The 22,394-nt window shown below is 40.5% G+C and carries 20 protein-coding genes; 4 read left to right on the top strand and 16 right to left on the bottom strand.

The window, feature by feature from the left end; translation table 11 throughout:
• Nucleotide 1 precedes the first annotated feature (1 nt).
• Genes HBH39_RS18695 through HBH39_RS18675 form a run of 5 tightly spaced genes read right to left on the bottom strand, consistent with a single transcriptional unit; the run spans nucleotide 2 to nucleotide 4,407 of the window.
• Nucleotides 2-1,123, bottom strand: a complete 1,122-nt coding sequence (locus HBH39_RS18695) for a hypothetical protein (RefSeq protein ID WP_167680334.1) — start codon at nucleotides 1,121-1,123, stop codon at nucleotides 2-4.
• The gene (locus HBH39_RS18690) at nucleotides 1,120-2,088 is read right to left on the bottom strand and encodes a hypothetical protein (RefSeq protein WP_167680333.1); all 969 of its coding nucleotides are present in this window, start codon (nucleotides 2,086-2,088) and stop codon (nucleotides 1,120-1,122) included. The genes HBH39_RS18695 and HBH39_RS18690 overlap by 4 nt, the downstream gene beginning before the upstream one ends.
• The gene (locus tag HBH39_RS18685) at nucleotides 2,088-3,104 is read right to left on the bottom strand and encodes a hypothetical protein (RefSeq protein ID WP_167680332.1); all 1,017 of its coding nucleotides are present in this window, start codon (nucleotides 3,102-3,104) and stop codon (nucleotides 2,088-2,090) included. The genes HBH39_RS18690 and HBH39_RS18685 overlap by 1 nt, the downstream gene beginning before the upstream one ends.
• A gap of 38 nt (nucleotides 3,105-3,142) precedes the next feature.
• The gene (locus HBH39_RS18680) at nucleotides 3,143-3,868 is read right to left on the bottom strand and encodes a hypothetical protein (protein ID WP_167680331.1); all 726 of its coding nucleotides are present in this window, start codon (nucleotides 3,866-3,868) and stop codon (nucleotides 3,143-3,145) included.
• Nucleotides 3,865-4,407, bottom strand: a complete 543-nt coding sequence (locus HBH39_RS18675; protein WP_167680330.1) for a hypothetical protein — start codon at nucleotides 4,405-4,407, stop codon at nucleotides 3,865-3,867. Before HBH39_RS18675 ends, HBH39_RS18680 begins: the two co-directional genes overlap by 4 nt.
• Nucleotides 4,408-4,505: 98 nt before the next feature.
• Here HBH39_RS18675 and HBH39_RS18670 point away from each other — a divergent pair, with 98 nt between their 5' ends.
• Both HBH39_RS18670 and HBH39_RS18665 read left to right on the top strand, forming a co-directional pair.
• A complete protein-coding gene (locus HBH39_RS18670; protein WP_167680329.1) occupies nucleotides 4,506-4,994 on the top strand; it encodes a hypothetical protein in 489 nt (162 codons plus the stop codon).
• 9 nt (nucleotides 4,995-5,003) lie between these two features.
• Nucleotides 5,004-5,318: a hypothetical protein gene (locus tag HBH39_RS18665; RefSeq protein WP_167680328.1), complete on the top strand. Its 315-nt coding sequence runs from the start codon at nucleotides 5,004-5,006 to the stop codon at nucleotides 5,316-5,318.
• A 330-nt stretch (nucleotides 5,319-5,648) separates the two neighbouring features.
• Here HBH39_RS18665 and HBH39_RS18660 read toward each other — a convergent pair whose 3' ends face one another.
• From HBH39_RS18660 to HBH39_RS18640, 5 genes are all read right to left on the bottom strand, one after another.
• Complete coding sequence (locus HBH39_RS18660; RefSeq protein WP_167680327.1) at nucleotides 5,649-6,062, bottom strand: hypothetical protein; 414 nt, start codon at nucleotides 6,060-6,062, stop codon at nucleotides 5,649-5,651.
• A 29-nt stretch (nucleotides 6,063-6,091) separates the two neighbouring features.
• Nucleotides 6,092-6,757, bottom strand: coding sequence for a restriction endonuclease (locus HBH39_RS18655; protein ID WP_167680326.1), 666 nt, complete (start codon nucleotides 6,755-6,757; stop codon nucleotides 6,092-6,094).
• A 40-nt stretch (nucleotides 6,758-6,797) separates the two neighbouring features.
• Complete coding sequence (locus HBH39_RS18650; protein WP_167680325.1) at nucleotides 6,798-8,057, bottom strand: ATP-dependent DNA helicase; 1,260 nt, start codon at nucleotides 8,055-8,057, stop codon at nucleotides 6,798-6,800.
• A 152-nt stretch (nucleotides 8,058-8,209) separates the two neighbouring features.
• Nucleotides 8,210-8,749, bottom strand: a complete 540-nt coding sequence (locus tag HBH39_RS18645; RefSeq protein ID WP_167680324.1) for a hypothetical protein — start codon at nucleotides 8,747-8,749, stop codon at nucleotides 8,210-8,212.
• A 9-nt stretch (nucleotides 8,750-8,758) separates the two neighbouring features.
• Nucleotides 8,759-9,016 carry a 2Fe-2S iron-sulfur cluster-binding protein gene (locus HBH39_RS18640; RefSeq protein ID WP_167680323.1) on the bottom strand — a complete coding sequence of 86 codons (258 nt, stop codon included), beginning with the start codon at nucleotides 9,014-9,016 and terminating at the stop codon, nucleotides 8,759-8,761.
• 117 nt (nucleotides 9,017-9,133) lie between these two features.
• Between HBH39_RS18640 and HBH39_RS18635 the strand changes: the two genes are divergently transcribed.
• Complete coding sequence (locus HBH39_RS18635; RefSeq protein ID WP_167680322.1) at nucleotides 9,134-9,583, top strand: HU family DNA-binding protein; 450 nt, start codon at nucleotides 9,134-9,136, stop codon at nucleotides 9,581-9,583.
• Nucleotides 9,584-9,627: 44 nt separating this feature from the next.
• Here the strand turns inward: HBH39_RS18635 and HBH39_RS18630 are convergent, their stop codons facing one another.
• From HBH39_RS18630 to HBH39_RS18610, 5 genes are all read right to left on the bottom strand, one after another.
• On the bottom strand, nucleotides 9,628-10,299 hold the full coding sequence (locus HBH39_RS18630) for a hypothetical protein (RefSeq protein ID WP_167680321.1): 672 nt from the start codon (nucleotides 10,297-10,299) through the stop codon (nucleotides 9,628-9,630).
• A 127-nt stretch (nucleotides 10,300-10,426) separates the two neighbouring features.
• Nucleotides 10,427-12,544, bottom strand: coding sequence for a type I DNA topoisomerase (topA, locus tag HBH39_RS18625; RefSeq protein ID WP_167680320.1), 2,118 nt, complete (start codon nucleotides 12,542-12,544; stop codon nucleotides 10,427-10,429).
• Between the two features lie 4 nt (nucleotides 12,545-12,548).
• Complete coding sequence (locus HBH39_RS18620; protein ID WP_167680319.1) at nucleotides 12,549-12,836, bottom strand: hypothetical protein; 288 nt, start codon at nucleotides 12,834-12,836, stop codon at nucleotides 12,549-12,551.
• A 10-nt stretch (nucleotides 12,837-12,846) separates the two neighbouring features.
• Nucleotides 12,847-18,093: a strawberry notch-like NTP hydrolase domain-containing protein gene (locus HBH39_RS18615; RefSeq protein WP_167680318.1), complete on the bottom strand. Its 5,247-nt coding sequence runs from the start codon at nucleotides 18,091-18,093 to the stop codon at nucleotides 12,847-12,849.
• A 73-nt stretch (nucleotides 18,094-18,166) separates the two neighbouring features.
• The gene (locus HBH39_RS18610; protein ID WP_167680317.1) at nucleotides 18,167-19,420 is read right to left on the bottom strand and encodes a hypothetical protein; all 1,254 of its coding nucleotides are present in this window, start codon (nucleotides 19,418-19,420) and stop codon (nucleotides 18,167-18,169) included.
• A gap of 387 nt (nucleotides 19,421-19,807) precedes the next feature.
• On the opposite strand from HBH39_RS18610, the gene HBH39_RS18605 reads away from it, so the two are divergent.
• On the top strand, nucleotides 19,808-19,993 hold the full coding sequence (locus HBH39_RS18605) for a hypothetical protein (protein ID WP_167680316.1): 186 nt from the start codon (nucleotides 19,808-19,810) through the stop codon (nucleotides 19,991-19,993).
• Nucleotides 19,994-20,048: 55 nt separating this feature from the next.
• Here HBH39_RS18605 and HBH39_RS18600 read toward each other — a convergent pair whose 3' ends face one another.
• Nucleotides 20,049-22,256 carry a DotA/TraY family protein gene (locus HBH39_RS18600; RefSeq protein WP_208764225.1) on the bottom strand — a complete coding sequence of 736 codons (2,208 nt, stop codon included), beginning with the start codon at nucleotides 22,254-22,256 and terminating at the stop codon, nucleotides 20,049-20,051.
• Between the last annotated feature and the right edge of the window lie 138 nt (nucleotides 22,257-22,394).

Here is a 22,394-nt window from a genome sequence, read left to right as displayed (position 1 = left end):
ATTAACCTCTTTCGTTTGCTTTGAGAATTAACGACGCTAGTAACTTGTTTTGCGTCATCTGATTCTGCGCCATGTCGAATAACAGTTTATTTGTCGTTGCAGTTTGCATTGCTAAATCGATGAGTAAAGGCGTAGGCGCAGCAAGTGAATTAATCCCTTCTCGCCAAGTTTCACTGTAATAAGTATCTGTGATTTGCTTTTCCAAAAGTGAGTATTCAGACTCTTCACCATCTACCACTTTTTTACGCTGAATATCATCAACAAACACCGATGTTGCTAGCTCAATATGTGTGATTTTGCTTGCGTTTTTAGCTTGAGCTCTCAATGATGGATGACTCATTTCTGGGTTATGTTTTCTGATCGACACCCCATCACTGGCCGTTGCCTTGAGCATTTCAACATACACTTCGGCTTTCTCTACTTCTTCATCTGACAATTTGCTTTTATCAAGCACCGATGGATTAAGCACTTCCGTAATATCCGTTGCTGGGTCATTGATTTTAGCTGCAGCGGTATTTAGCCCTGGTTTTTTGTTGTCTGGTGTTGTCTCGGCATAACGCTGTACATTTCCATTCTTCTTTTGTGCTGCGGTCCCTTTTGCTGTCTCTTTGACACTCGATTCTTTTTGCGCAGCATCATCTAAATCGCAAGCATTCGGTCTTGGTGCAGTCTCCCGTTTGAGTCGTTCTTGCTCTATTGTTTTGGCCACCTGATTGATAGCATCCCCTGTTTTGGCGATAGTCACTGTTGTTTTATCGCCCTCTTCTTGCATGAGCGCCCCCCAATCGCCAGAGAAAATTGCCATGATCCCCTCAAACATTGGCGTCAACTGATCGGTTAATGTTTTCGATATCTCTTTAGCAAACTTTTTAATCAAATCAGACAGGCTAGCGGCATCTGCGTGATTAGACTGCATTAACAGAATCATACCGGCTACGATTGCCGTTATTTGGGCAATATCATTCGACGCATGACCATTTTTCTTATCGTGCTTCATCGACTCAAGTTGCTCTAAATAGCCATTTAGCTGTGCGCTAACTTTTTCAGCATGCAGATCCTGTATGCTTTCATTGTCAGTCGCATGAGGTTCAGAATCGATTATTGGTGATTGTTTATTACTCATGCCAACTCCTGAAGCGATTTGATTAAAGTTAAAACCAGCGTTTGCTCTTTCAATCTTAATAAATGGGTTAACAGATCAAGCTTTGCGGTGGTTTGGTTGTACAGATTGATACTGGCAGGTACCATGTCGGCCACTGCAGCGGTATCTATTCGCCATTGCGCACTGAAATATGTTTCATTAATTTGTTCGTAGTAAGCGCTATAAACACCTGTATTCAATTTCGCGATATCGATTTCGAATACCGTCAGCGCTAATGCTTTGGTATTTGCTTTTTTGATGAAATTTTTTCTTTTTAGCTTTCCACTGGTACCTTCATTTGCGGATACTGTTTCGTCCGATGAACCTTCTATACCTATTAGGTTTTGCACAGTCATTCGATACGTCTGCTCTTCCTTTTGCGTGAGTGGCTTGGTCACACTCCCAAATAAACTGGTCGGGCTAAGAACTAATCCACCATCACTTAACGCTTCAAATACATTGATATTGTTATCTCTAAATACATCACGAATACCTGCCGCATAGCTTCGGTTGTCACCGAGTATTCTTTCTATTGCACTTCGGCTTTTGCGTTCACCACGCATATACTCACCAAAGTCAGTGGAGACATTTCTGTTTTTATCTATCTGATTATCCATGTCGCAACTGCGTGGAGCAGGCATAGTTCTTCTGATTATCTTCTGATTAAACAGCTCGACTTTAGTTGTGTTTATCGCATCACCCACTTTTGCGATTTTTGTTGAATCAGTCTTAAATGCGGTATTCCAAATGTCTGACATCATGGCTTCTATTTGCTCAATGGCAGTATCAAGCGCTAATTTTGCTGCTTCTGCCATGGCCTGCACGATTAGTTGAATTGGATCTGCATTTGAGGGTTTGCTGTATGAAGCAAGCGTTACGCCTGCTACCAAGGCGATTGGTACTTTAAAGAAACGTCTTCTAGATGTGCATACCGGCGCGTTTTTCATTAATCGGCCTCCACACTGAGTAAACTTTGTATCGCCATCAATTTGTTCAGCTCTTGGTCTATTTCATTGATTTCAGCCAGTAGCTTGTTTTCTACCGATTTCATTTCACTGAGCAATATCCCAACGGGTACATAACTCACAAAGCCACTTTCACCATTAACCTTATTGTTGAGTTCTTTATTCTTGGTATATAAATCGACATTTATTTGCAGTATTTCCGCATCACTTAATCCATACGCTGAGTTGCCATCACGATAATAATGTTTGGCTAAGTCCTCCAATCGCGCATCTAACCCCGACGTTTGATGTTTTGTTCTTTTGGCTAATAGATGATCTAATGCTGATTTAATTGTGTTTATCTGGGCAATCCTAGTAGCTCTCTTCGCATTTTTTCTATCTGCTCTTGCTCCTTCACCGATTAAATTTATCTGCGGCATCACTGGCAAATTGGCACTCATAAACCCATTGATAGTCTCTAGTTCGTCTTGTGTATAACCAATGCCATTCATTAAATATTCACAAGCAGAACCGATCTTTTCACTCAATTCCTCACCATCATCAGTATGCAAGCCAGTATCATAATCATCGATGTCAATTGGACTGTTATTGCCACTTGTTTTTACATTTGGATTACGATTGTTTGAACGAGTGACTTTCTCTTTAACCACACTTTCCTTTGAAGCTTGTTTGAGAGCGGTTGCCTCGCCACCAACACAATTTAGCGGCGTAGGCTCCGTGTCAGCCATTAATTCACGGTTAGCTAACTCTTTTTCTGTGGCGTTAATGGCATCTCCTAATCTGGCATAATCGATTCTGAGGGTGTTTTCTTCTTCTACTGTTTTATCTTGGTTGAATTCACCCCAGTCACCAATTTGTTCTTTTGTGTTCTCATACCAACGCTGGCCGTAATATTTGATGATGATATCGGCAATGTATTTCAACGCTTCTTTAAACAAATCATCTAACGGATTGGCGTGTGCTTTTTTAGGGAATATGTTGACCGCAGCACCTAACATGCCGCCGAGCATTATTGCCAACATTTTCCTTCGCAGCATCATTGGCTATCCCTCATAAACCGTGAACTTTGCAGGCTCAAGATGAGTAAACCAATATTCTTCGCGTATTGTGTTCTAATCTGCTTTAAATCATCTTGTAATAGATGTTTTTTATTATTTTCTTCAAGGAAGGATTTGACTGTCGAAATGTATAACTCGGTGCAAGCATTAAGATAAATATTGCTTTCATCAGTAAGGTCACAATTGAGATTGCAGGTCTTGATGAGATATGTGATCGCTCGCTCTATCGCGTCTAATACGCTCAAGAATAAATTTCTTTCGTTTGTGTAATCTGAAAAAGTGCGTGAAATGATTGGGATTAGGCGAGTGATGGTTTGCAGTTGTGATTTTTGCGTAAAACTATATCGTTCTATGTCTTGTTCATCATTTAAGTGGCCCGTTATAAAATCGATGATCGGATACACTTTACACATCATTTCACAATCATATACCCCTGTTTTATCACCTATACTGCAAATTAACTCCATGGCTGCACTGTCATCCAGCTCGACACCAGCGTCTTTTAATTTTCGTTGTAAAATACCAGATTGATCTATGATTGTTTTAAGTAGATGCGCCCTATCCTCAACCGAGTTACATTCAGAAGAATTAACAACGGTATTTAATGCTGTGCCAATGGATTCAAATGTCAGCTTAGAAATCGTCACACCTGATGATTTCTTTTTGCTAATGGCATTTTCAAATTGGCTCAGTGCGGATGTCATAGCGCAGGCCCACTTAATGAATTCTGCTCGGTTATATTATCAACCATCTTCAATGCAATCTTTCTTGCCGTTTTGATAGGTAATACTCCGGCTTCCTTCAAAATACTTGAAATCAGCCCTTGCTGCAGCCGATTACTGTCTAATAGCTCTCCTGGTACTATCCCTAGATTTTTTGGGCTGAATGCCTGTATTAATTGACTGACATCAATCGTTTCATTATTTACTTCCGAGCATTCTAAAACTTGATCTACACCGTCAACCGCTATTAATAGAAACGTCGCTAAATCTAACTCATCGTGTTCCTGATACATAACCTCAAACTCATCTTCATTAACCGCGACAACCGAACTATTAATCTGCGTAGTGATATTGAGCAACTTGTGAATGGCTGTGCAATAGCTCATTAAAAAGGGCTCTAACTTCGTCATCCCCATCTTTAATGGCCACATTTCATCACCACACTTAAGCGTCGTTAACTCTGGCTGAGTAATATTGAATGCCATTTCTAAAACAGTTTTTACACTTTGTTCAGAATTCATGCTACAATCCTCTATAGTTAACTGTTAATGTATACGATAAGTATAGTACAGTATAGCATTCTAAAGAAACATCTCAACCTCTATTGTAAGGACTCGATATGGAAGAAGCATTGAAACACTCTGATCCCAATGAGATTTTGCTTGAATCTTATGGGGAAAAACTTCAGACATTATCCCAATCCGAGAGTCAGAGCGTATACGTTTACACAATGCTCACAGACTGGGTGACAAAATTAATCATTGCACAAATGGCTGATTGGAAAGTTACACCAGTTGGCCATGTGCTATGCTGCGAAAAGGAAGTTAGTGAAACACTCGGTTATGATACCGACGATGGCTCGATTGTCGTACCTGAACCATTGGAATGGTTTACTCGCGTTTCTTGGATAGAGTGTCGTGTTGTTAACGACACGCTTTTACTTAAAAAACTGATCAGCTTTCAGTGCTTTTGGATTCAGCTAACCATCACGCCTGAACTATCTGATTTGTTGTTAAGTAGGAAATCCTTGGCGTTTCGGGTGGCCAATATTGACGGGAACGTAAATGAAGTTCCTTTATACCACGCTTCTTTGTCAGCTCGTAGCTAAGGAAAAATTATGGCTATTAAAAATCTTTTAGGTGGCGAAGAAATAAAGCCGTTAGAGAATTTTACTAAATCTAATGAAGCTATCCCGCCCCACTCTCATTTTTTAAGCAGTGTCATGGAAGAAATTACTTCTATGGCTCCCTTTGATGCGACTGTCGATGATTTGTGCCAAGCCATTAGGCAAAAGCCAGATCAATTCCTTTCTGCTTCGTTAACAGATATTGCGAATCGCTCTGCGCGTGAAAATGTCAAAACTCGTATTGCAGAAGATTTAAAGGACAATGGCGCACAAAGTAACTTTTATAACACACCTAAACCACATTAATTCGTTTCCATGCCTTGTAGCCTCGATTGTTACAGCCGCCTGACCTCTTGTTTGGCGGCTTTTTTTGCAGCAGGCTGCGTCAATTACAATAGTTGTTATGATAGTTACCTTTAATTCCAGCCATAAAAGTCGAAGGGTATTTTAACGCATCTATTTTCATCACCAACTCGTATTGCTCATTAATAAACCGTTTTATGTCTTTCACTGCGTTTGGTTTAAGCAACCTATACAGCACTCTCATTCGCAATCTGGTTTCATCATTAAACGGATAGCCCCTTAACAAACTTATTGTGTAATACCCAAAGGCCACTTCTTCATTTTTTCTAAGACCTAACCCTGCTCGTAGATCTCTCCCAGATAATAATAAGCATTTAAGTTACCTTGGCGCATACTGATATTAAATAACCGATGAGCCTCCCGGTAATTGGCGTAATTTTTCTTAAAATGTCCCATATGGTAACGTCCTATGAGACATGTTAATACAAAATCATCCGTTTGAATTGCGATGGTCGTATAGTCAGTTATGACATCACGTTGGCTACGGATGGCATCAGGGCAATATTTGATAGAATTAGCAAAGGCCACTTTGGTTGTCACATCGCCGCACACTAGATCTTCAGCAATCACTTCCAGAGCATTGCTTTTGCTCGTTGAAGCGTCCACAAACTCAACAAAATCGGATGCGGCAATCTTTTGCGTAAACAGTAGAATGCTCATAAGTAAAAACTTATTAAGCAAGTGCATCTTGTACCCACTGTTTACGAATATACATGTTAGGCCTCATTGGGCTGCGCCAACTTCAACAGATCTCGTGGCAACTTACCTTTTTGTATCAGCGTACACATAGCATGTCCTGAAACGATAAATATTTTGCCGTTGGTATATTTACTGAAAGCAACAGAGCGTGTTTTGCCGGTATGCACAAATAGCGCTCCCGCTGCGTTTAGCTCTAGCGCTTTTTCATGTAAATATTCGATATCTGCGGTTTTTACATATCCTTTGTAGCGCTTTGCTTGTATTAAAAAGAGCTTACCATTTATGTAGAATCGTCCGTCAATGCCACCGTCACCCGTATATTTGCTATTGCGTTCTATTTTTACAAACGAATTGCGGTTAATCGAGGTCAATAGTAGTTCTTCAAAGGTAAACGGGTCCATGCGACGTAGATAAGCAAACACCTGAGCCGGTGATTCAAACCCCTTTAGCTTGCTTAACGCTGATTTTGAGCTTTCTATTCGCCAGCGCTTATCTTTACTGATATCAAATTTCAGGTATATGGTACCCATCATTAGCAACACAGAAAGATACGTGATTGGCAGGTAAGTGCTATAACTTAACGCTGGAATATAGTGATTAAAAAACGGACTTACTATAGATAGTATGCTCTGGTTCAAAACGTAAACGAAAGCATCTAATGACTCACTGAAATCGATTGACACATGACATCCCTTCTTTAAATACAGTTATACTTATAATGTACTAAAAAAGTTTATCGCCATCAACAGTTAAAACCTCACTATTTGCCAATATTCTTTCTAAAAAAGTGCTGCGACTGACAGGCCTAACCCGCTCAATTAAGCCCGTATCTCCAATCAATACAAGGCTTTTTTTGGTTCTTGTCATCGCAGAATAAAGCCAGTTAGTGTCTATCATTTTACAATTGTATGGAATAACGACGATCACCAGATCAAACTCTGCGCCTTGTACTCGATGTGGCGTTAGGGCGTAAGCCAAATCAAATCGTCGGTTAAACACTTCTTCATCGGTAAATCGCAGCGTCTTACCTTTTATTGCAACACAGATCTCTTTGCTATTAATCACCGCATTACCAATCTGGCCATTAAACAAATTCAATCGATAATTCGTCTTATTTAAAATAACTTTAAGTTGCCCATTGTTCGATTGCGATTTCACAAGGCTATTGATATGCGCTGTTCCTAGCACCCCTTTGTGCGTTGGCGTTAACACCTGAACACATTCCATTTTCATCCCATTTTGACCAGCTCGCTGAATAGCTTGTTGTATTTTTTGTAATGTCTGTTCGTCATTTTCAGTTTGTATCACGCATAAACTATGATCTGAGTAGGCAGTTTTTAACTGTTTGATAGGATTACCACTTATAACGTCGAGGGCTAAACGCTCAATATTTGTCGATTTATTTCGATAATTACTTTTTAAATGGATTTGCGAAAATTGTTTGCTGCCTACCACTGCCGAGAAAAATGCCCCACGCTGGATTGATTGCACCTGCCCATCATCGCCTACCAGTACCAGACGTACTCCTGTGGGCAACGCCCGTAGCAAAGCGAGTGCAAGATCATTACTTAATAGCGTTGACTCATCGACTATCAAATACTGACATTGGATCGGATTGTCTGCGTTTCGACTAGGAATGAAACGGCCATTGCCATCATCTTTGTAACCGCATAATCGATTTACGGTATAGCTTGCTACTCCCGTTAAATGTCTCAATTTATTCGCTACTACGCCTAACATTGAACAGACAAGAATTTCCTTATCATCAACTTGCATTTCATGAATGAGAAAGCTTACTAATTCAATGATTGTGCGCGTTTTCCCTGATCCGGCTTTCCCTGCAATGATCGTTATTGGGTGCGTGATAACACTCAATATTGCGCTGTTTTGATCTTTATCCAGAGACTCTATTTGGCACACTGGTTGCGAGATACCTGGCAATTGAGCTTGATTAATCCTAACAAGCTCATTAAAAATGGCCATTTCTACATTAAAATCGACTGTATAACCCACACCACCGCGATAAAGAGTAATTGTACTGTCTTCTACTTTCTGAATAGGGTATGGGAGTTGAATGTAGGTGTTACCTCTATATTGGGCATCGTTGATGTGCTCTAAGAGGCTGCTTTTGGCTGTCATAGACGCATTTTGTTTTCTGTAAATTGATGTTCAAGATCTTGCTCGTTATCGAGCATATTTTTTATTGCATCAATCATCAATTCTTCATTATTAAAATTAAATAGATGCTTGTAATCATCGCTATTACGTAAACTTAACATCACAACGCCATGATCTTGGGTACCAAACTTGCGTGTCATATGCCTTACTTCGTCAGCGGTCAGTGATAACAGCTCATAGATTTCATCGTCTTGGGTTTCGGACACATCAATAGTTGGGTCAAAATATTTATCCCCGATCTTCAAAAAGGCATGCTCAATCGGCACACCCCGCAATACATAGCCAATCACATATTTGACTTGTTGTGATTGCTCTTTTGGCAATAGGTTTACTATCACATCTTGCAAGTGCATTGTGTTGAAGTGGCAATACGCATCCTTCTTAAATTCTGCGCACGCTTCAATCATCCAGTCGGGGCATGGTTCTAATGTCACCTGCTTTAGATAGTCAGAATTAATCCGCTCGGTTTCAAAAATGTACTTGGTGTCTTGATTCATGGAATTGGCCTACATTTTCAACACTAACGTTTCACCATCAATGACTTTTGATGAGCAAGCGAGGATTTCACTCTCTGGATCAAATGCCGCTAGGATATCGTCTTTGTGTTTTACCGATTCTGGATTCGTTGTTTTACACTTACAGGCGCCGCAATATCCATCCCGACATTGTGAGTAAATTTCTATGCCAGCTTTCTCTAAAACTTCTAAAACAGTTTCATCTTTAACTGGATAAAATTTTCCATTGACTTGAATAATTGTTGGCATATGTCACCCCGCTGTTATTGCACCCCGCAATGCACCTTTCAAGTATCACAAAAGTTGATTTGATCGTCAAATTATAATAGTATTTTATTGGTGTTATTAAAATAGGGAATTAACAGGATGAGCGTACTTAACAAAAATACCGTTCAATTGTTCAAGACGACATCAGAACGACTTTCGATTGATCTTAATCAACCTCTTTGCATGCGTGATCAAGTCACTCTGATTTCTGAAATATCTGGTGTTCAAAGGCAAGAAGTCATCGACACCCTTAAAGCGTTAACTCATTCTGTTTATTGTCAATTGCTCGACATAAAGTTAGATACAGTAAAAATTGACGGGTTAATTACGTTTGAACGTGTTGTTAGAAAGCCTCGAAAAGCGGGGAAAAGACGCACTAGCGATGGCACTGAAATAAAAATAAGAGGTCAGCCTGCTAAGTTTGATGTAGTGACTAAACACTCTACTCTACTGCGTGAGAAAGGTACTTCATTCCATTCTACTTGTGATAAAAAATTACGCCAAACTGTCTCTGATAATTTGAACGTTCCTAATTCAGACACCCAATAACGCACCAAGTTGCTCTGTTCCCTATCCAGAGCAACTAGGGTTAACTATAACCTCTTGTCTTTATTCAAAATCTTCGGCGCATCCTCATCATTTGGTGACATGGGTTCACCAGTGTATTTCGACAGCCATTCATAAATAACAAAATCGCCTTTATCATCGCCTTCAAAACCTATTTTTTCAGCCATTGGTCTTAACACCTCATAACTGGCATCTATGTTGTGTTGAGATCTATCGTTAAAATGCTTTTCGCCATAGGCAAATATTTCACCATACGCATTTGCCAAGGCGGTTTGGCGCTTCGCTATAATTGTTGGGTCCATTTTTACTGATATGTCATTTACTGCATTAACAAGACTCTTTACGCTCATCGCGGCAACAGCCCCAATGGTACCCACGGTGCCTATCGTCATAGCTGAGTTCAACACGGCTTCATTATTCAAAAAATTGCTTACCATCATCACCGCTGACGTTTGCGAGTCTGAAATATCCATTCGCTGAAATGCCGTCGCAATCTTTGTTCCCATTGCAGCGACAGTTGCAACAGCACCTGACGCAGCCAATGTTAATGAAGATTTTAATAATAAGTCTCTTGCTGCCTTGAAGGTATCGCTACCGGTCAACACCATTAATTCAGCTGCTGTATCAAGTGCGATATCCAGTGTCGCTTCATAAAGCTCATCATCAATATTTTTTGTGTCTACTTTTAGCTCAGCCATGGTGAAAACTCCTAATCAGATACATGAAAAGTACATTATTACTATAGCATTTGTTTTCCAATTTGTAAGCTGTTTATTGGTTATTTTGTCATCAACAATTTTGTTCAAAACGGCATGTGAATGCCGTTTATTTTTTGGATTTTCGTGAAGGTTTGGGCTTGCATTTTGGGCAGACGCTATATTCCTCGCCCTTTGCATTAAATTTAATGAGCAGCGGCTTTTTATGTGTCTCGCACGTTTCCGTTGATACTCTGGGCATCTTAGCGACATCAATACACCCATCAGAAGTTGCACCGACAAGATAATCACATTTTTCACATTTAAAATACTTGGGGTTATCTGGCTTTGTATTGAGTTCCAGCATGGCACTTGAGCAGACGTTACATTTGGTCGCAATGTAGTTTTTAGGCTTGGGAACGACTGCATTACCTTCCTTGTCATGCTTTTGCATGCAAAGGCAGCAGGCTAGATATGCGCCATATTTTCCGTTCACTGTATAGACATCACCACCGCATTTGCAGCACTTAAAATTCTCTCTGTGCTGATCTGTTTGTGAGCTCAACGCCCTCATCTCATTTGCTAAAATTGAAAACTCATTGAGTAGGAATTGCTTGCTTTGTAGGTTATTAGATGCAATAGAATCCAATTTTGATTCGACCTGTTGTGTGTAGCCATAATCAAAAAAGCTGAAATTAGAGTTGTTGATTGCTTTATATAGCTCTACACCTAGCGCAGTCGGGGCCAACAATCTCGATTCTACTTTTACGTACTTTCGCGAGATGATGGTCTTCATGATTGAGGCATATGTTGATGGCCTTCCAACACCCTTGTTTTCTAACTCCTTTACTAACGCAGCTTCAGTATATCTTTTCGGCGGTTTAGTCCGTTTTTCTTCTAAATCATACTGTATCGGCTTAATAATCGAACCTACGTCCATATTGGGTAGCTTTTGGTTATCGTCACCTTCTGATTCGTCTGATTTATCTTGGCCTGAAATGAATAACCAGCCTGGTATAAGAATTGTTTCGCCTTTGGCTTCAAAAGTCACATTTTTTTCATTGATTTTTAAACGCGATATCAATTTTACTTTTACCTGATCTATCTCAGCGGCTGCACATTGGCTGGCTACCGTCCTTTTCCAAATTAATTGGTATAATGCCTTAGCCTGACCATCAATATCTGGATTTATATCGAATATATCACTCGGTCTTATTGCCTCGTGTGCCTCTTGCGCACCTGATGCACCTTTAAATTGATTAGGTCTATCGGGTAAAAGCCAATCTACCCCTTTTTTATCTTGAAATTTGGATATCCAACTTCTTATCGAGTTGACAGAATCTTCTGATAGAAAGACGGAATCCGTTCTCATGTAGGTTATCAAGCCTTTTTCATAAAGCGTTTGGGCTAACTTCATCGTTTCATCTGGTGATATTTTTAAAGCGACACTCGCAGCTTGTTGAAGAACGGATGTGGTAAAGGGGGCTGGGGCAGCTTTTTTTCTTACTTTTTGGTCGATATTTGCAACTTTCAATTCAGGATTTTGATTTAATGCACCGGTTAATCTGACACATAGCCCTTTATCCGTCATTCGATATGCTTTTGTATCTTTGTAATCCTCTGGCGCGTTTAATTCACCCGTAAATGTCGCTTTCCAGCCTTCAAATTTTGCATCGATGTAAAAGTACAGTTCTGATTGATGGGCATCGATCAGCATTTGGCGCTCTACTACTAATTTTAATGCAATTGATTGGACACGACCTGCACTCACCGCACCTGACAAGTTCAACTTATTAAGCATTGGTGAAACGGTGTATCCAACTAACCTGTCGAGTATTCTTCGGGCTTCTTGTGCATGCACCAAATCTAAATCTATCTCTCTTGGCTGACTAATCGCTTTTTTTATCGCAGTGGCGGTAATTTCATTGAACACAATCCGCTTGCAATTGGCGGGTAGATTAAAGACTTGCTGAAGATGCCATGCAATAGCTTCCCCTTCTCGGTCCAAATCCGTTGCCAGATAAACCTCAGACGCCTTGGCTACCTCACTTCGTAATTTCCCTACAACCTCTGCACCACGCTCTGTCAGCTCATAGTGAGGGCTCATAGTTTGCGTATCCACCCCTAATTTCTTTTGCGGTAAATCTCGTATATGGCCAACCGATGATCTGACCTTCCAGCCTTCGCCTAAATAAGACTCAATTTTCTTTATCTTCCCAGGTGATTCGACAAAAACTAATTTAGTCATAGCTTTACGCCCAGTTGAATCTTTCTTCTAATTCATTTTCGAAGTCGTCTTCTTCTATTTTGTCTCCTGCGTAGTTTGCCTCTATGAATTCACCATGTTCATTGATTGTGAGTTCGAAAATGGTTTGTTCGATAGCAGGATCGATATATTCAATAGAAAACCTCTGATCTTCATCATCAATCCAATTATCCAGCGATAATCGGCAATCATTTTCTTCAATCACATAAACACCATTAAAGCTGTCGTCTAATTGAATGCCCATTGTTGCTATTAACTGTAATAACTTTTCCATGATGAATTCCTTACGCAGTTTTAATCGTTGATGCATGCTGCTGATGCTTTTTTGGATGAACCAATGGTGACTGCACGTTTATTTGGTGGTTCTCATATTGATTTATCCATTTAACACCATCTACTTTGGTCTTAAATTTAATGCCCATTTTGTACATTGCTCGCATTGCGCTATCGAGTTCATCTTCATAAATCTCGAATTTGTTAAACGACCTTGTTGACATCACATTGCGGCCATTAATCGCATCCATAAAATCTTGGTTATCAGTGAAAGGCTTTGCTCTTCTCACACCTGATGACAGCATTAGCGTGTAAGAGTCTCTAGTTGCTGAAATGTGGATTGTTAAAGCGCCTTCGTCACTCCGTTTATCGCTGGTACAAATATACCCATCTTTGGAATCTCTAAGGTGATCCGCAGCCATTTTGTGATTATGAATAAAGACTGGCTTATGAAGCATGGCTTTAACTGTCAGATCGTGTTTTAACAGAATAGCTCTTTTTTCTACACCATCTTCATTGGTATAGGTCACTGGCTTACCCAGCCCCTCATCTGCAGCTTCTAATGCTGCCGCGAATAAATTACCTTCTAGCATGACTGCGTTGCGATAAACTTTGCCGGGTTGATATGAATCGAACTCTGTTGCGAGTGATGAAAACTCATCAAACACTGCAGCTTTGACAAACGAATTGTCTCTTGAGTTAAAAAAGCTACCTAGATTCAATATCATTTCTTCTGTATCACCAGGGGTGATTACGGTAAATGAATATTGCGATGGATTGTGTTCTGAACCCTGCGCAGGTAATTTAATATCGGTTATCACGCAATCACCTTTCAGATTAAAACTCGAATAGAAGCTATTCGGTAATTCGATGACTGAACCAATTTTAATTTTCGGCAAGATATCCATTAGATAATCCGTTCTATTTACCATTTTATTCACCAAATCAAGCATGGAATTCCATTGCATCGGCTTATATGCAGTACCTGATGCGTTGGCAAATAAACGGTTATTTCGATCTAGAATGATGCTATCTAATAAGTCTTGGTCACCGTCGCAAGCTTCGAGTAGCAAGGTGTCTAGTTCAGCCTTAATGATATTTGCTAGGTTACCCAATGAGCCGTCTTTGATACGAGCATCTTTATTTAAAGAGGCCTCTGACATCTCCATCTTATCGAGTACGCGGTCTGTATCCCATGGTTTGACTTCCTCTTGATATTCAACTTCCACAATACTGACTGGCTCATCGAAAATTGATGGATAGGAATTACGCTGCACCCCTTTATAAATTTGACGGCTTATTTCTGTAGCCTTGATATCCATAAATGTGGGTTTTAATGGGTTGATGCCTTGATTGTTTAACTCGATGATCTTCGAGTCATATTCTTTACACAACTCTGTATACACTTTTTCCTGAGCTAAGTAAGGCAGTAGGATTAATCGACCCGTTAATTTTCTCGCTAGTGATTCAACACTTGATTTTGTAATATTCTCGACATAGATGTCGCTTGGGTTTAAGCCAAGCTTATGAATATAGTGAGGGTTGGCTTCGAGATATTTATGACAAACCATATCACCTTCTTCATTTAGCAGGTTGATGGTATCCAAAGACAATGCACTGTCTTGATTACTGGTCATGTTTGCGCTCATTTTGATAAGCGAATAATTAGACATTGCATTTAATCTTTCTTGGGCTGGCAACCCACAGCTCAACGTACTGACAACTGGATTTGTTACCTGACCGCGACGATTAACGCGACCGAGTAGTTGCACACGATCAGTTACGTTTCTGAATACCTCGACTTCAATTAATCGACGTACCCTCTGATCTTTAAAATTAATATCCGCATGAATACTGACGCCATCGACCATCGATTTGGTGCCTAGCAGGACATCCAAATCACCATTGTTAAATGCATTTCGCACACTCAATGGCGATGGCTTTTCGTATTTCACAAACTGATATGTTCCATCCTTACGCAAATCTATACGAATATTACGCCCTGATACTTCGGCAAAGGAATAGCCAGCCGCTTCGACTTTGTGGCGTATATTGTCAACCGGCATAAAAGCAAGATCTGGCATATTGGCGATTTCAAGGCGTATCTCTTTTACCAGATTGTTGAATTGCTGCGCTTTGTTTGGTTCCATGAGGCTAGTAACAGGGACAACCTTTCCGGTTTTGCTATCAGTCACTATTAACAACCGTTCAAGCGTCATGGTGAACAAATCGCGAAATTGTAATGGCTTGGCGAGTGTGTAATCACTTGGCGCTTTGCCTTGCGCGATGAGCTTAGTTTGTTCGTCATACATCATTTTATAAAATGAATTGCCTGCGAACTCCAATGCCACAAACGGCTTTTCGTTTTTCTTAAGTGATTCTATGGCTTGCTCTGCAGCAAAATCACTATTCAAAGCCAACACAAATTGTTTCGACAAATTAGATAAAAGCGAACCAAAACCAGTCGAATTTAAACCCATATCTTTGCCGACGCCTCGCGTTTTTCCGCTTGCTTTCAGCGCATCCGCTAACTTTTGGTTTTTCTCATTTACGACTCGGTTCAGACCGCCACTCATAATCGCAAGCGCCTGTGCCACATTCGCAAAGGCATCGCTTAAAGCGATATTTTTTTGCAAATCGGCTACATTCTTCTTGGGCTCAATCGTGATACTAGAAATATCACTCTCACGGCGTATAAACCCACCATCAGAGGCTAATGATGCTGAGAATATTTCCAGCAATACGTTGCCGCCTTTTTTTACAGCTTGTTGGATGATTTCAGGTTCGATATCTCGCAATAAGCGGTAATAAACGCCGAAGTTTTTCTCGGTCCTTGCCCATGTACCTGACGAATACATCACATTTGACGCATTGCTCAGTACATTTAGAATACGAGTGTTGGTGTTGGAATTGCCTGATGCTAAATGGGATTCATCTAGATTGACAAATCTATTGGGTGCGATTGCTTGCAGCCAAGACGCTTTATCACGAATAGCCACTTTTTGATTGTTGACCATTTCGTATTTTGTTGCTCGACTTAATTGTGAATATGTCACCATCAACAAATTGCAGTCATCTGGGTATTTATGCTGCTTAACCATCATTGCAGTCTGAAGCTGATTGGCTTGATATATCACATTTCCATTATCATCAATGATGTTGGATTTTTCATTTACTAGAAACGGCTTTATCAGGTTATCAGATTCAATACCTACAATGTCTCGCCATATATCTTGGAAAAGCGTCGCTTTTGACGTCATAAAGATGGCTTCTCTTCCTTGTAGAATGTTGTAGCGGATCATTGCGGCATTGACACGGCCTTTACCTTCGCCCGTCTTGTCACCATTTAAAAAACCTAAACCATTTTCATCTCGCCATATTGCAAGACCAATTGCGTCTATCTGCTCAGGCGTAAACACTCGCTCAAGTTGATCGCTATCCATCTGTAATTTAGTGCCGACAAACTCATCGATGTTGTCATGAGCCGATAAGAAACGGGTAAACCCTTGGCGCACTGCAACGCTCAGATTTTTGGGTATTTTAGAGCTGGCATTTCCAAGTTGACTTAAGGAACTATATTCGGACTGGTATTCATTTATTTGGATATCTTTAGCAGAGAGGTTGTTAATGATTGACTCGATTGAATCTACATCATTGTAGATAAAGTTTTCCTTTACCCCTACCCAGCTAATTAATTGCTCATTGGTATAGACCGTTTTTAGTTCATATGGAATGGTAACATTGCTAGAAGCTATGGGTTTTCTACCGCTGATTGCGTAGATCCTCTTCGCACTAGCATTTGCTGGATTAAAATCGATGTTCGCTGTGACATTGTAGTTTTGGTATAGAAAATCATGAAATTCTTTGGATTCATTTTTCACATGGCCAACACCACTGGGGTCATCTACGTTAACCAAGAGTAAAGCCTTACCATCATCTTTAATAGCACGTATTAACTCGATGGCAATTTTATGGTCATAGCGATTAACTGTTACACCGTCTACAGAGATGGTCGAAGCGAGATTGCCGACAGGTGCGTTTAACACCATACAATCTGCGCTTTTACTTTCTACTGCGCCATTATGAAGATCTCTTTCAGTAAAATTCACATTTTTGGGGAAGTACGTTGGCTTGCCAAATTTGGAAATCCCCATCTCACCTTTATGCCCAACAAGCTCAACTTTCAAATGCGGCTCTATAAAAGGCAATATCCCGCCTACTGATGCGAAAGGTATAACTAGCTTGCTGCCTTCAGGCATATCACGAGTAAAATCACCTGCGACCTTGCTGAAAACTGGTAATGGCTCTGGGGTAAATGCAATGAAATCATTTCCAGTTATCTGTTGAATTTTTTCATTTGAGATATGTGGCTTAATGGTGTGTAAGTGAGTGTATTTGTTAACTAAGACAATCGACTCTTCATGCGTTAAATTTTCTGCACTTGCTTTTGCTGCGGCAAGTTTTGATGCGATGACCGTTTCTGCAGATCTTTGCACAGCCATCATCAGTGGTATACCTTTATCAGAACGTTCAGCGAGTTTTTCTTCTGAAATATCAAACCAAACCGATGCCACTCTCGCAATCTGCTCGAATGTCATTTTTTGATTCGTTTCCAGTAAATCATTCACTAACCCTTCAGCACACTGAAGGATGCCATCCACTTTTGCTGTTGAGTTGTAGCGTACTGCGGCTATAGCAAATAGGTATCGTGCATCATCTGTTCCCATTACCCATTGATTTACACCTTGATCGTCATTTGCACTGAAACGACCTTCTGCATCTTCATAGACTTTTTCACCTAAATGATTACGTCCCAAGAATGTTGATTGTTGAAGCCTTACTACTTCCGACTTTAACGTGACCTCTTGCTTAGGCTCCGGCGCCACTTCTGAGCGCTTATTAGCCACTTTTTTAATTTTTGGTTTTGGGTTGCTCGGTGAAGACAATGTTTCTTTTACGAGCGTCCATGGTCTGTAGACAAAATCCAATGGTACTTCTTCTAGCGTGAGAGAGGGCCAATACGTCTTAAACGCTTTGATATCTAAACCCTCTACTTTCCCACCTTCTTTAGAGTATTTTGTCGCATAATAGGTGTTTTCCGATGTTGCCTTAAATCCTAGCTTTTCCAGCCCTTCCTTTGAGCGCGGATCTGAAAGCGAGCCTACCATCAAAAGTACGTTTCTTTTTGATGGCAAGACAGCTGGCACTAAAAAACAATTATGCTCATGAAAGTGTAACCATTTCTTTGTCTGACTCATGATCCTTACCCCATTTTCATACTGCGGCTTATCTCATTTAGCTCTGCCATGTCTTCTTCTGACAGATCGAAGTTCATATCCGACATATCATCATCTTCGACCTTTGGTTTTGCTTGTGTCGAGCTATTGCCTTTTTCTTCATTTGGAGAAGAATTATTCGCAGGGGCTGTGCTTCTTTGGTTTGTTTGTCTTCAGCTGTTACTGTATTACCACGCACTCTCGCTAACGTTTCGGTAGGTAACTCGCTTAAATCATATATTTTCTGGCTGGTTGTTTCGGTATTGAACGCCGTGACTAATTTAGTCTTATCTTCCAACTGTGCGGTCGTTAAGTACATATCCATCACTTTAGCCTTGCGTACCTTACTCTCATTACCCGCGTCATCTTTGACTAATTCCACTTTATTCAGCATGTTAGACCACACTGACATAATTGTTTTTGGTTTGAGCGTACCCACCAAATCGGCACTCTTGTTTTCAGCTTGTATTTCTTCTGGTGTATAGAAATATTGTTCCGATGCAGATTTCCCAGCGAAATAACTGACACCAGGCACAACTTCTACAGTTAAATCACTGCCCAACAAATTTTCAATCGCACCATCTTTAAAGATAACTTTACCCATGCCATCTTTGATAAAATGATTAAACGATTCTTCGCCGGTGCAATTTATTTGCTTCCCGCTGCCACCAGACTTTTTCATCCCTGTGATTTCGAATGTCATGACATTTTCATCTTTATCACTCGACATAATGCGCAAGAGTGCGATTGAGCGATTGCCTTCCACGCCAAATTTTGGCTCTAGCGCTTGAACAATGAGCGCTTTAATTTGGTCGGCACTCTTAACGCTTGAGAAATTCATACTGGTAGATAATTTTGGAATGTATGAGTCAAATAAAATATAGGGTGGTTTGTCACCGTATTGTTTAACGGCCTTAACGGTTGAGAAGCTATTGACTATAGATTGGTGATTTTTTCGTATCGCGCTTTTTGCCCACTCTGCTGTATACGTGCCATCTTCTTGTTTCTTGCAATCCATAAACATAATGACGCCGTTCTTCGGAACGCTGTACTCAAACTTTGGATCTGCGCCTTCCTCTAAAGCTTTAAAACCAGCTATGGTCGGCTGGTTTGGATTTGAGGATTTATTAATTCTGAATTCCATTTTCTCTTGCGTGAAATAATGATGCCCCATGACTGATGAGTTACCTAAGTTGTGAGGATCGATATTGTAACTCTCGACTTGCAGTGGAATAGTTAGGCGCTCATTACTGCTTTTGCTGGTGATGGCCTTGTTAACCGCTTTTTCAAAAAATTGTAATTTTGACATCACTGTCTCCCCAAAATGAACTTATCATGCACGTTTTAAGTATATCAGTCCGTTTCGATATTATCAAATTTAAAAGAATTGGGATTTGCATTCCTTTCTCCTGCATCCCTCTAAGTAGGTATGATTCGCATTTCGGTTTTTATGTCATTAGTGACATTTTTTTGCCATATGCTTTATTTTTTGACGAATTATTTTTATTAGAAATCACCATAAATATTTTTATTTACCAACTTACCTTTAAAATACAACCACTTAAACGACAATTAAAATTGTACATTTTTTTTACAATTTGGTTGCTAGACAGGTTGATTGGTGCTTTTATTGTGGTGTGTGAAAAATCAATTCAAAAACCACACGGATATTATGTCGTTACATGGAGGAACTGGTATGGAAGATCAAAACCGCGACATGTTAATTTTTCTTGAATTTTTTGGAATTATTTCTGAGTCTGTTTGTGCTGGACACGATACTGTTGAAATCGACACAAGTTTGATTAAATCAGATTGTAGCTGCCAAATTTCTCAACTCAAAGAAACTTGTGCTGAGCTCGGAGTGAACCTAGTTGTTTTGTAGTACCCAATTGCAAATTCAAGATAAGCACTGTTTTAGCACAGTGCTTTTTTTTTACTTAATCTTTGCCACTTCCCTCGCCATCACCCTTCGCTTCTGCTTTCGCAGTTGGCTTATCACCACTTCCTTTTCCTGTTGATGCGGTTAATTGCGTAATATTGCTTGATAACATACCCGCCATTACTAGGGTCTTTTGTTGCGCCTCATCCTCACCCATATCGCGGTGCGTTTGATTTAATCCCATCATCGAAGCAATCATACTTGGCAACTCCCAAGTCATTGAGTTTGATTTGTAGAATGCAACCAGCATTAATAAACCATAAATTGCTAGCTTGCCTATGCCTGTGACAAATCCCATCATGGCGTTGGAACTAATCGCCTCAAATGTTGGAAAGAATGTCAGGTTGATAAACCATGCAATCACTTTTAACAACGCTTGCCCTGTGAAAAACCCCATCACCATCAAAGCTGGTCTTATTGCCAAATTTATTAAAATTTCGAAACCTTTACCTGCTCGCCCAAATGCATCATCGCCATCTGGGTGATTCATCATCGCAAATCCCATTGGCGCGGCATAAAATGTGGCAAGCGCATACATAAAATAGCCCATGATAGCAATCTGCCACATTACATAAGGGATGGCAGGAACGAGTTCTGCATAGAAAAAAGCTAATCCGAGCAACATATACATGCCCGTTGTAAATAATCCTGCTACCGGTCTTGTTATACCCGCTAATACCGATGCACCGGGGATTGGTGCGACAGCTTCACCAACCGAGCTTACGCCCACAGTCACAAGCATAATAACCCCTGCGGCTGTCTCTATCGTCCTGCCCATCGCAGCCATTTCGAGAACGGGATCTGGTTGGCCTTCGATTTCTCTAAACATGTTGGACAGAAAACTTACTGTGCCATTACCAATAACCGAAATAGCTTGGCTTGGATCATCACCTATCTGCACTTGAGCCATGATTTCCATGGCACTAAAATGGTCATAGGTTGAACGGTCTTTAATCCAATCTTTTGTTATCGCTTTTACTGAATCGCTGTATTTTTTAAATTCTTTGAAAGCATCCTCATCATCATCCCAAAACCAACTGTTTTTTGGTCCATCAATACTGATTGCTGGCAGTGCGCCGTAAACAGCGCTTTCTACTGCACTTGCTCTCATAATGAGCGGGTAATGTAGAGCGCCCGTGTAGGCAAATCCTAACTCCCCAATCATTTCGATGAATTTTGCAGTCGTTTCATTATTCGTCGCTTCTAATTCCAACCCTTTGTCTATTACCGAATTTATTCGGCTTACAAACTGGGCATAAGCTGACTCAAGTAATCTCTGCTTCTCTGCTCTTACCGCTTCAGGCATGTCTAACGCCGCATCATAGTCGAAAAGCCAATTTGCATTTCCATCTGTACCAATAATTGCATCAAACGACGCCCACGCATTCAAAATCTCTGCTCCGAGCAGGCTATTCATGCGGTGGATCATCTTAGTCTTCAGGTTTTTGATTGGATTGGCACTATTGACTGCATCACTATTTGATAGCTCAAGTTCTAGGGTGCCACAAACACCATCTTCACCAACGGAAAACTTTTGCACTTGTGTTGTGTATTGGGTAGGGTTTTTGAGGTTTTCGCTCGTTATGGTGTACGTGTTGGTCGAAGATTTTATTTGCGCATACTCTGGCCCATAGATTTTGTTATGTATAAATGTGGCATTACATATCTTTGAATCCAGTAGATTGGTAAAGAACAACATGTAATCAGGCTTAATACTGTCAGTCATCGGTGCGCTGACAATTTTTTGTGACCCAAACTTTAATACCGCCCCGCCCATTCCTACGCCAAGTAAGGCGATGCCTAGCACTGACACTTGAATGAACGATAAACCTCCGAAGCCCGGAAATGGCTGCATTCCTACAATAGAGAAAGCTGAACGAAGTGGAACCATATAGCTGTCCCACTTTTTCCCCATAAAATCGCCTTCGACATTTGTTTTAATGAGTCCAACGAACATCCAATACGCTGTCAGTATGACGCCAACAATCATTCCCATCACGGCCATCAGTGATAGCATGTATGTGATCAGCGTAATATTGCCATTTCCAGCCCTACCAGATTGGTCATTTTCAAAATACTTTGTTGCGACAAGTGCGGTATCTCCGAGTAACTGTCGGTACATTTCCAGCGCTAAATCTCCCTCTCCTGGTCCTGCAAAGAAACCTGTTGGGATCATCCCTACTTCGTCGGCAGGTACGACGCTCATGACAGGTTCTGATGCTGCCATTTTTGCGGCTGGATTGTCTGCAACCTCAGAGCCTGTGGTGGCCGCGTCAGCCGCTTGTGCTGAACAAGTGGCAAAAACACCAACAATTAACAATATGCTGCAGATTAGTTTGTTCAT

The sequence above is a fragment of the Shewanella aestuarii genome (assembly GCF_011765625.1).
In the GTDB taxonomy this organism is placed as follows: Bacteria; Pseudomonadota; Gammaproteobacteria; order Enterobacterales; family Shewanellaceae; genus Shewanella; species Shewanella aestuarii_A.
This window is presented reverse-complemented; position numbering and strand designations above follow the sequence as displayed.

What these genes read in the sequence shown, in the direction of transcription:
- HBH39_RS18685 (WP_167680332.1), bottom strand. Translation starts at nt 3,104, where the DNA reads ATGTTAGGTGCTGCGGTCAACATATTCCCTAAAAAAGCACACGCCAAT.
- HBH39_RS18665 (WP_167680328.1), top strand. Translation starts at nt 5,004, where the DNA reads ATGGCTATTAAAAATCTTTTAGGTGGCGAAGAAATAAAGCCGTTAGAG.
- HBH39_RS18650 (WP_167680325.1), bottom strand. Translation starts at nt 8,057, where the DNA reads ATGGCCATTTTTAATGAGCTTGTTAGGATTAATCAAGCTCAATTGCCA.
- HBH39_RS18600 (WP_208764225.1), bottom strand. Translation starts at nt 22,256, where the DNA reads ATGAGCGTCGTACCTGCCGACGAAGTAGGGATGATCCCAACAGGTTTC.
- HBH39_RS18605 (WP_167680316.1), top strand. Translation starts at nt 19,808, where the DNA reads ATGGAAGATCAAAACCGCGACATGTTAATTTTTCTTGAATTTTTTGGA.
- HBH39_RS18630 (WP_167680321.1), bottom strand. Translation starts at nt 10,299, where the DNA reads ATGGCTGAGCTAAAAGTAGACACAAAAAATATTGATGATGAGCTTTAT.
- HBH39_RS18660 (WP_167680327.1), bottom strand. Translation starts at nt 6,062, where the DNA reads ATGCACTTGCTTAATAAGTTTTTACTTATGAGCATTCTACTGTTTACG.
- HBH39_RS18615 (WP_167680318.1), bottom strand. Translation starts at nt 18,093, where the DNA reads ATGAGTCAGACAAAGAAATGGTTACACTTTCATGAGCATAATTGTTTT.
- HBH39_RS18690 (WP_167680333.1), bottom strand. Translation starts at nt 2,088, where the DNA reads ATGAAAAACGCGCCGGTATGCACATCTAGAAGACGTTTCTTTAAAGTA.
- HBH39_RS18695 (WP_167680334.1), bottom strand. Translation starts at nt 1,123, where the DNA reads ATGAGTAATAAACAATCACCAATAATCGATTCTGAACCTCATGCGACT.
- HBH39_RS18610 (WP_167680317.1), bottom strand. Translation starts at nt 19,420, where the DNA reads ATGTCAAAATTACAATTTTTTGAAAAAGCGGTTAACAAGGCCATCACC.
- HBH39_RS18645 (WP_167680324.1), bottom strand. Translation starts at nt 8,749, where the DNA reads ATGAATCAAGACACCAAGTACATTTTTGAAACCGAGCGGATTAATTCT.
- HBH39_RS18670 (WP_167680329.1), top strand. Translation starts at nt 4,506, where the DNA reads ATGGAAGAAGCATTGAAACACTCTGATCCCAATGAGATTTTGCTTGAA.
- topA (WP_167680320.1), bottom strand. Translation starts at nt 12,544, where the DNA reads ATGACTAAATTAGTTTTTGTCGAATCACCTGGGAAGATAAAGAAAATT.
- HBH39_RS18635 (WP_167680322.1), top strand. Translation starts at nt 9,134, where the DNA reads ATGAGCGTACTTAACAAAAATACCGTTCAATTGTTCAAGACGACATCA.
- HBH39_RS18620 (WP_167680319.1), bottom strand. Translation starts at nt 12,836, where the DNA reads ATGGAAAAGTTATTACAGTTAATAGCAACAATGGGCATTCAATTAGAC.
- HBH39_RS18640 (WP_167680323.1), bottom strand. Translation starts at nt 9,016, where the DNA reads ATGCCAACAATTATTCAAGTCAATGGAAAATTTTATCCAGTTAAAGAT.
- HBH39_RS18680 (WP_167680331.1), bottom strand. Translation starts at nt 3,868, where the DNA reads ATGACATCCGCACTGAGCCAATTTGAAAATGCCATTAGCAAAAAGAAA.
- HBH39_RS18675 (WP_167680330.1), bottom strand. Translation starts at nt 4,407, where the DNA reads ATGAATTCTGAACAAAGTGTAAAAACTGTTTTAGAAATGGCATTCAAT.